The organism is Dolichospermum circinale AWQC131C, assembly GCF_000426905.1.
Taxonomy (GTDB): domain Bacteria; phylum Cyanobacteriota; class Cyanobacteriia; order Cyanobacteriales; family Nostocaceae; genus Dolichospermum; species Dolichospermum circinale.
Window position 1 is genome coordinate 129363 of the sequence record NZ_KE384642.1, and the last position, 9400, is coordinate 138762.

General features: G+C 39.6%; 6 protein-coding genes. 5 read left to right on the forward strand and 1 reads right to left on the reverse strand.

What is annotated here, in order from left to right:
- Positions 1-89: 89 nt before the first annotated feature.
- Positions 90-1385, reverse strand: a complete 1296-nt coding sequence (gene purB, locus ACIR131C_RS0118795) for an adenylosuccinate lyase (RefSeq protein ID WP_028091436.1) — start codon at positions 1383-1385, stop codon at positions 90-92.
- A gap of 161 nt (positions 1386-1546) precedes the next feature.
- On the opposite strand from purB, the gene ACIR131C_RS0118800 reads away from it, so the two are divergent.
- The 5 genes from ACIR131C_RS0118800 to ACIR131C_RS23355 form a co-directional block, all read left to right on the forward strand.
- The gene (locus tag ACIR131C_RS0118800; RefSeq protein ID WP_028091437.1) at positions 1547-4075 is read left to right on the forward strand and encodes a mannose-1-phosphate guanyltransferase; all 2529 of its coding nucleotides are present in this window, start codon (positions 1547-1549) and stop codon (positions 4073-4075) included.
- Positions 4076-4448: 373 nt separating this feature from the next.
- A complete protein-coding gene (locus ACIR131C_RS0118805; protein ID WP_028091438.1) occupies positions 4449-5531 on the forward strand; it encodes a S1C family serine protease in 1083 nt (360 codons plus the stop codon).
- Between the two features lie 75 nt (positions 5532-5606).
- Positions 5607-5981, forward strand: coding sequence for a COP23 domain-containing protein (locus ACIR131C_RS23345; RefSeq protein ID WP_035372496.1), 375 nt, complete (start codon positions 5607-5609; stop codon positions 5979-5981).
- Between the two features lie 314 nt (positions 5982-6295).
- Positions 6296-6838 (forward strand): COP23 domain-containing protein, encoded by a 543-nt coding sequence (locus ACIR131C_RS23350; protein WP_051347627.1) that lies wholly within the window; start codon positions 6296-6298, stop codon positions 6836-6838.
- A gap of 112 nt (positions 6839-6950) precedes the next feature.
- Positions 6951-9400, forward strand: a 2450-nt coding sequence (locus ACIR131C_RS23355; protein ID WP_051347628.1) for a trypsin-like peptidase domain-containing protein, incomplete at its 3' end; no start/stop codon positions are given.

A 9400-nucleotide genomic window follows, 5' to 3' on the forward strand; every position in this document is an offset into this window, starting at 1 on the left:
GATTGTAGAGACGTTCCATGGAACGTCTCTACCAGGGTTCTAGGAAACGCACATTTAATTTTAATTTTCACCCCCATCTATAATCAATTCTAAATACCCAGTCGTTGATAAACTTGTTCTAAATGCTGGAGATGATGTTGCGGATCAAAACAAGCTTCTATCTCAGCAGTTGACAAGTTTTTAATGACGCGCGGATCTTTGGTAATTAAATCACGGAAGTTCCCTTCTGGTTTGTTCCAAGCAGTGTGGGCGCTTTCCTGAACTATGGAGTATGCTTCTTCGCGGTTCAGTCCTTTGTCAATTAAAGTTAATAATACTCTTTGACTAAAAACTACTCCACCATAACAGTTGAGATTCCGTGCCATGTTTTCAGGATAGACCAGGAGGTTATTCACCAGGTTAGTGATTTCGTGGAGCATGAAATGGGTTAAAATGCAAGCATCTGGTAAAATTACCCGTTCTACAGAACTGTGGGAAATATCCCGTTCATGCCATAAAGCGACGTTTTCTAAAGCTGCACCGGCATAACTCCTAACCAGTCGTGCCATTCCTGTTAACCGTTCAGAACGGATAGGATTACGCTTGTGAGGCATAGCGCTAGAACCCTTTTGTCCCTTGGCAAAAAATTCCTCAACCTCTAAAACGTCTGTTTTTTGCAGGTTACGAATTTCCACAGCAAACCGTTCTATAGAGGCAGCGAGTAGCGCTAATTGTTGCACAAAGTCAGCATGAAGATCACGGGAAATTACTTGTGTAGAAGCAGTATCTGGTTTAAGTCCGAGTTTTTCACAAGCGATCGCTTCCACACGCGGTTCTATATTAGCATAAGTTCCCACTGCACCAGATATTTTCCCGACTGCGATGGTTTTCTTGAGAATTTGCAGCCGTTCCTGGTGTCGTAATACTTCCGCTAACCAACCAGCTAACTTAAAACCAAAGGTAATTGGTTCAGCGTGGATACCATGCGATCGCCCAATCATCACCGTATACCGATGGGTTGTAGCTTTTTTGCGAATTGCTGCAATTACATCTTCTAAGCGTTTTAACAACAAGTCCAGACTAGCCACTAATTGTAAAGCTAAGGCAGTATCTAATACATCTGAACTGGTTAGACCTAGATGAATATACCGACCAGCATCACCTACATATTCATTAACATTTGTCAAGAAGGCAATAACATCATGACGAACTTCCGCTTCAATTTCTAGCACCCGTTTGGGGTCAAAATTCGCCTTAGCCTTAATTTCCTCCACTGCTGCTGCTGGAATATAACCCAGTTCTGCCTGTGCTTCACATACCGCGATTTCTACATCTAGCCAGGTTTTCAGCTTATAGGTTTCACTCCACAGATTGCCCATTTCCGGCAAAGTATAACGCTCAATCACATTTACAGCATCTAATACAACTGTCATATTTTACATTGTAAATTACCCCTTGTGGAAAATAGACAACAGAGAAGAATTTTGATCAGATGTTTCTTGGGGAAGTTCCTTAAATCTCAATATCTGTATGAGACTAAAGGAAGAAAAATAAAGTAGGAGAATTTATGCGTGCAGTGTTAATGGCTGGTGGGTCGGGAACGCGGTTGCGTCCTTTGACTTGTGATTTACCCAAACCCATGGTTCCGATCTTAAATCGTCCTATTGCTGAACATATCATCAATCTTCTTAAAGGACATCAGATTTATGAAATAATTGCTACATTGCATTATTTACCAGATATTCTTCGTGACTACTTCCAAGATGGCAGTGATTTTGGTGTACAAATGACCTATGCTATTGAAGAAGACCAGCCTTTAGGAACAGCAGGTTGTGTAAAAAATATTGCTGAACTTCTGGATGAAACCTTTTTAGTGATTAGTGGTGATAGTATCACAGATTTTGATTTGAGTGCGGCCATTGAATTTCATCAACAAAAACAATCAAAAGCGACTTTAATATTAACCCGTGTGCCTAACCCCATTGAATTTGGTGTGGTAATTACAGATAGCCAGGGACGCATTAACCGATTTTTAGAAAAACCTTCCACCAGTGAAATTTTTTCTGATACCGTCAATACTGGAACTTATATTTTAGAACCAGAAGTTTTAGATTATTTACCAGAACATACTGAATGCGACTTTTCTAAAGATTTATTTCCCTTACTATTAGCTAAAAATGAGCCAATTTACGGTTATGTGGCGGAGGGATATTGGTGTGATGTAGGTCACTTGGATGCCTACCGTGAAGCCCAGTATAATGCCTTAGAAAGGAAAGTTTTGCTCAAAGTAAGTTATCCAGAAATTTCCCCTGGTTTATGGGTAGGACAAAATACTTATATTGATCCTACAGCCAAAATTGACACCCCAGCGGTAATTGGTAATAATTGCCGAATTGGTGCAAGAGTACAAATTGAAAATGGAACAGTGATTGGTGATAATGTGACAATTGGTGCTGATGCCCATCTAAAAAGACCAATTATTTGGAATGGGGCAATCATTGGCGATGAAGCCCATTTATCAGCTTGTGTAATCGCTCGTGGTACTCGTGTAGACAAACGCGCCCACGTTTTAGAAGCGGCTGTAGTCGGTTCATTATCCACCGTGGGAGAAGAAGCGCAAATTAGTCCTGGTGTGCGAGTTTGGCCGAGTAAAAAAATTGAGTCCGGCGCTATTCTCAATATTAATCTGATTTGGGGAAATACTGCCCAACGGAACTTATTTGGACAGCGAGGAGTACAGGGATTAGCCAATATTGATATTACCCCAGAGTTTGCGGTCAAATTGGGTGCTGCCTATGGTTCAACCTTAAAACCGGGTTCAATAGTTACCGTTTCCCGTGACCAACGCAATGTTTCTCGCATGGTGACACGCTCTTTAATTGCTGGTTTAATGTCTGTAGGTGTAGATGTGCAAAACCTAGATACTACAGCTATTCCCATCGCCAGAACGGTGATCCCCACAATGTCCGTAGCGGGGGGTATTCATGTGCGAGTACACCCAGAACGCCGTGATTATATCTTAATTGAATTTATGGATTTTAAGGGCATTAATATCTCTAAAGCCCAAGAAAAGAAAATTGAGGGGGCCTATTTTAAAGAAGATATGCGTCGTTCCCAAAGTCATGAAATTGGTGATGTGATATATTCTAGCCAATTGATGGATCGCTACTGCAAGGCCTTTGAGAAATTATTGAATGTGGACACTCTGCGTAACAGTCGGGCAAAAGTGGTCATTGACTATGTTTACGCCGTGTCTGGGGCAATTTTACCGCAAATGCTAGATAAATTTGGGGCTGATGCGGTGGTATTAAATGCTAGTTTGAATAAAACGGCCATTTCTAACGCTGACCGAGAATTACTATTAACTCAATTAGGCCACGTTGTCGAGGCTGTAAACGCTAACTTTGGGGTACAAGTATCAGCTAATGGGGAACAACTAATTTTAGTTGACGAATCGGGTTTTCCCATTCGCGGTGAAATGTTAACCGCTTTGATGGTTGATATGATGTTAACTGCTAACCCTAGAAGTTCCGTCGTTGTTCCCGTTCATGCTTCTAGTGCGGTGGAATTAGTTGCCCATCGTCATGATGGTAATGTAATTAGAACTAAAGCGAATCCGACGGCTTTAATGGAAGCTTGTCAAAAAAATTCTCACGTGGTTTTAGGTGGTAGTGGGGAAACTGGGTTTATTTTCCCCCAATTACACCCAGGGTTTGATTCCATGTTCTGTATAGCCAAGCTGATTGAAATGTTAACCATTCAAGAGCGATCGCTGGCAACCGTACGTTCTGAATTACCCCGTGTGATTAATAGAAATTACACCGTTCGCTGTCCCTGGACTGCTAAAGGGGCGTTAATGCGTTATTTGGTCGAAACCCACCCCACTCAAAATTTGGAATTAATTGACGGTGTGAAAATTCGTCAACCCTATGATGACAATTGGCTTTTAATTTTACCAGATGCCAGTGAGCCTTTAGTTCATCTTTATGTTAACAGCAGCGATCGGGATTGGGTTGATGAAACCCTCAGAGATTACCGTTCCCGTATTCAATATTTTGTCGAACGTGAACAGGAGAATTACAGATTGGATATGTAATTAGGGCTTGCTGAAAAAGTTGTCTGTTAGGCCAGGGAACAGGGAACAGTTTTAACTGTTTGGATATTCTCAATTTTCCAAATCCGACAAAGAAAAATGCAATTCATTACCCTAATTAGCGGTATAAATTATGTTTCGCATTCAGATACAAAGGAGCAAAAACCCAAAGTTTGAGACTTTAAATCCTCTCATGGTTATTCCCTATTTCCTGGAATGATTTTGGATTGGGAATACATGGACGGGAACAGAATATTTACTAGTTACGTCAAAATAAACAAGTTTTATCTGAAGATTACTTTTACACAACTATTGTTTAAAAAACTATAGTTGTTTTTTTTGGCATCTATCTACAGTTATCAGGACATCTCCCCCTATGATTAATCATGTCATGTTCCGATATGGAACTTTAACGCTTTTTTCTATATTTACCCTTATAGGAACAATTATCGGTAAGACTGTACTCGCATCATCAGCAGAAGAAGCAGCCAATCGCGTTTGTACTCAAGGCAGTGCCGCCGTTATCACAGTTAAAACTAGTAACGCCCATGGTAGCGGTTTCTTAGTCAGTCATGATGGTTTAATTATTACCAATGCTCATGTCGTAGATGGTGGTTCTAGTGTTGTCACTGTGGTATTTCGGGATGGTAAACAAGTACCCGCCGATGTGATCGGTTTTGCTAGGGGTGGAGTGGATTTAGCAGCCTTAAAAATCCAAAACCGCAGAAACTTACCACATCTAAGTTTAGCTCGTCCTGGAACTGCTAAAGTAGGTTATCGAGTATTTGCGATTGGTAGTCCTCTTGATGCTGATAACCGTGATACCTGCACCCAAGGTAATATTAGCCGCATACGTCCCGACGGAACTATTCAACATACCGCACCTTTAAATCCTGGTAATTCTGGTGGACCCTTATTAAACAGCCTAGGGGGAGTTATTGGTGTCAATACTAGTGTAGCTTTAGCTCCCGTTATTGTTGGTGGTATACCAGTGGGTGGTATACCTGCTGGAACTGGTATTAACTTTTCTCAACCAGGAGAAAAAGTCAAATCTTTTTTAGCAGATATCAAACAACAAAAAGTTTCTCCTATCTCGACCCTCCCTAAAGCCGAAGAACCATCTATAAAAACTATTTCCCTTGACGGTCAAATAATTAATAGTAGTTTAAATGGTAGTCCTGATTATTATATATTTTCAGGTCGAGGAGGTCAAACGGTTGTGATTGAAATGGATAGTCAAAAGATTAATCCTTTCTTAACCTTATCTCAAGTTATCGAATCTGATGCTGGGAAGAAGATTGAAAAAATTGTTGAAAATGATGACAAAGGAGCAGGTAATTTTAATGCTATAATTGTGATCACATTACCAGCAGATGGGACTTATTTAATAACTGCCACTTCTTCCGAAAAGGGGGAAACTGGTAATTATAGTTTACGGGCTATTTCCAAATATGAGTAGGTTGGGTTGACGAAGGAAACCCAACATCCATTTTAATAATCAACATCATTTTTTTATTCAGGGGAATCAAAAATCATGAAATTACAATCACTTTCCACCTTTTTAGGATTAACAACATTGACCTTAACCATGAGCATAAATCCTGGTTTTAGTCAAGATAATACGTCTGAAAATCAACCCAATCAAGTTACATTTTTGTGTCAAGAAATATTTGATCCAGCCAGTGGCAAAAAAGTTCCGGCTACCATTGCTTGGGTTCCTGAACGTCAAGGTCACGTACGGTTTATTGGTTGGAAATCTGAGTATTTTGCCAAAGGTGGCTGGACTCCCCAAAAACGTTGCCAAGAAGTATCTAAAAAGTTACAGGAATTGCAGGAATCAGGTCGTTTAGAGAACTTGACAACGGGTAAAAACAATGGTTATTCTGTGCTTGTGAATATTAAAAAATAGCCATTTAGAAAATAGCTATTCTTGACACAAATAAAAACGATATCAACGGTGCGTTACGCTGTCGCTAACGCACCCTACAAATTACTTCCGAGTAAATATCTGAATATTTTCAAAAAATTAGTATATAATCAGTTATGTGTGTATCAAGTAGCCTTGCTGAATTGAGACATGAAAATCAAAAATTCCATGTCTCAAACTCCGCGCCTCTGCGCCTCTGGGTGAGGAAAATTCATATTTTTACTCACCAACACCTATAAAGTTTAAAAAAAGTAGCACCATAATCACCAAAATTCAGTAATCAAAGGTCAAACATTATGCAACTACCAGCATTAACTAATACCTTAGCATTCACCGCATTAACAGTTACCCTGAGTGTTAACCCCGGTTTGAGTCAAGAGATTCCCAAGCAAGAAGTTAGTTTTGCTTGTCGTTCAATTTCTTACCAAGGTAATACGGAAAGAGTTCCCACCACCATGGCCTTCGTTCCCGACAAAAAACCTAACCCTTATGTACCCATAATTGCTTGGAAATCTGACTCTTTTCCCGGTAGCGAATGGACTCCTAAAAGACGCTGTGAACAAGTAAGTAGAAAATTCCAGCAATTTTACGAACAAGGCCGATTAGATTATTTAACTACCGGTAAGTTGAATGGTTTGGGAGTTATCTGTGCGGCTAAACCTGGTGAATGCAATAAAAACAATATTTTATTTAGTGTCAGACCAGGTGTAAATCCCACTACAGTTCTAGCTGAACTTAATGAAATCAGAGAAGGTAGAACTTCAGACTTAAATTGGCAAAATTCCGGTGAAAATACTTACTTAAATCTGGGTGAATATCTCAGAAAAATCTCTAAATAACAAAATACCCCACCCTAACCCTCCCCTTAGGAAGGGGAGGGGACAAGATTCCGGTTTCCCCCTTTTACAAGGGGGGTAAATCACTACTGATAAAAACACTATTTAACTAATCATGAAACGTCAAATCGCCATTATCTCCTGCTTACTACTGCTACCTTATCCAGTGTCAGCAATAGAAACCCCAACCAAGACAACAAAACTACTTACACAGACCTGGCAAAGGTGCAAATTACAACCAGCAGACCCAGAAAACGGTATTTATTCAGAACCACAATTACAAACCATTGCTAAACAAATTACAGTTAGAGTCAGAGACAAAGAAAGAGGCGCTTCCGGGACAATTTTCGCTAGAAAAGGTAACTCTTATTTAGTAGTGACTAATTCCCACGTTGTCAGAAGAATTAATAACATCAATATTATCACAGCCGATGGTCAAAAATATCCAGCTAAGATATTACCTAATACTAACTTTGATCAATTTGATTTAACTATAGTAGAATTTACATCTAATCAAACATATTGTTTACCATCAGAAATTGCTGACAGAATCGCCTCCTTTGATATTAACTTAGAAACACCAGTTATGTCCGCAGGATATGCTGTATCTGAAGATAAATTAGTATTGACAACAGGAAAAATACAACAAATCATCTCCCAACCGAGTTTAAAAGATGGTTATGAAATTGGCTATACCAGCGATATTCAACAAGGAATGAGTGGCGGTCCAATTATTAGTAGTTTCGGAAATTTAATAGGAATTAATGGGATTAGTTCCTATCCTTTGTCCAATACTGCTTATATTTATACCAACGGAAAACGCCCCACAAATCCAGAAATTCAAGAGTTCAGAAAACTCAGTTGGGGAATACCTATTAAAACCGTTTTAGGTCAGGTAAGACCAGAAGTTCTCACCGCTTATAATTTACCTATCCCAGATATTAAACAGACAATAGCAGAAGTACCATTAACAGGTTGGTTAGGAGAATTAGAAGCAAAAGCTAAACAAATTACCGTCAGAATTGATAGCAGTAGCGGTAGTAATGGTTCAGGGGTAATTATCGCTAAAGAAGGAGATATTTACACCGTTTTAACTGCGGCTCATGTAGTTTGTAAACCACCAGATAAAGTAGGACCATGTGAGCCAAATACCTATAAAATCCTCACAGTAGATGGTAAACAATATCCCGTAGAACCAAGCACCATTAAATTAGAAGAAGGGGTAGATTTAGCAGTAGTTAAATTCACCAGTCGGGAAAATTATCAAGTTGCGACTTTAGCAAATTATCCCACCAAAGATTTTGAATATATGTTCACGGCGGGTTATCCCAGGTTAGGAGAAAAATCACATTGGCGGTTTACATTGGGACAAATTTATAGTAAGGAAAGAGGATTATTAACTACTACCCAATCAGATTTTAATACTAATAGTTCTGGTACAGCCCAAAGTGCAGCTTCTTTAACAGGAGGATATGAATTAGTTTATAGTAGTATCACCTTTGGCGGCATGAGTGGGGGACCTGTTTTAGATTCCCAAGGGCGGGTAATTGGTATTCATGGCAGAACTGAGGGAGAAGCTGCTATTGATAATAATAGTAATAGTAAAGAAACTATCCAATTAGGTAATAGTTTGGGTATTCCTATAAGTACATTTTTGGCATTAGCTACCCGACTGAATACCCAAGCACAAAAGGTAGAAACCACCCCAACACCAGAACTAAGTCCACAACAAGTTAAGTCTATTCAAACAACGATTTTATCTGTAGATGTGTCTCAAAGTAATACTACCGCCAGTCAATGGTTAGCAAGAGGAAATCAACTGTGGCGGTTACGTCGTTATCCAGAAGCTATACAGGCTTTTGATGAAGCAATTAAGCAAAAACCAGAGTTTATTCACCTGGCTTATTATGGCAAAGGTTTGGCGTTAGGTTGGAGTGGAAAAGGTTCAGAGGCTATAACTGCATTAGAACTAGCAGTGAAATTTAAACCTGATTTTGTGCCGGCTTGGGATGATTTAAGTGTAGCTTATAGAGAATCAAACCAACTGGATAAAGCCTTAGCAGCCATAAATCAAGCCATTCAACTCCAGCCCAATAATCCTAATTTGTATAATCAGAAGTATGTAGTTCTAAGTGATTTAAAAAGATATAAAGAAGCAGCAGCAGCGATAAATAAAGCCATTGAACTCAGTCCCCGTGCAGCATTTTACAACAACCGGGGAAATGTCCGTAATGAATTAGGAGATAAGCCAGGTGCTATAGATGATTTCAACCAAGCTATCAAGTTTAATCCTAACCTTGCCCAAGCCTACTACAACCGGGGAAATGTCCGTGATGAATTAGGAGATAAGCAAGGTGCAATAGATGATTACACCCTAGCTATCAAGATTAATCCTAACTATGCCCTAGCCTACTACAACCGGGGAGTTGTCCGTAATGAATTAGGAGATAAGCAAGGTGCAATAGATGATTACACCCAAGCTATCAAGATTAATCCTAACCTTGCCCAAGCCTACAACAACCGGGGAAATGTCCGTGATGATTTAGGAGATAAGCCAGGTGCTAT

Excerpts from the sequence above, each read along its gene's own strand:
- ACIR131C_RS0118800 (WP_028091437.1), top strand. The coding sequence starts at position 1,547 with ATGCGTGCAGTGTTAATGGCTGGTGGGTCGGGAACGCGGTTGCGTCCT.
- ACIR131C_RS0118805 (WP_028091438.1), top strand. The coding sequence starts at position 4,449 with ATGATTAATCATGTCATGTTCCGATATGGAACTTTAACGCTTTTTTCT.
- ACIR131C_RS23345 (WP_035372496.1), top strand. The coding sequence starts at position 5,607 with ATGAAATTACAATCACTTTCCACCTTTTTAGGATTAACAACATTGACC.
- ACIR131C_RS23350 (WP_051347627.1), top strand. The coding sequence starts at position 6,296 with ATGCAACTACCAGCATTAACTAATACCTTAGCATTCACCGCATTAACA.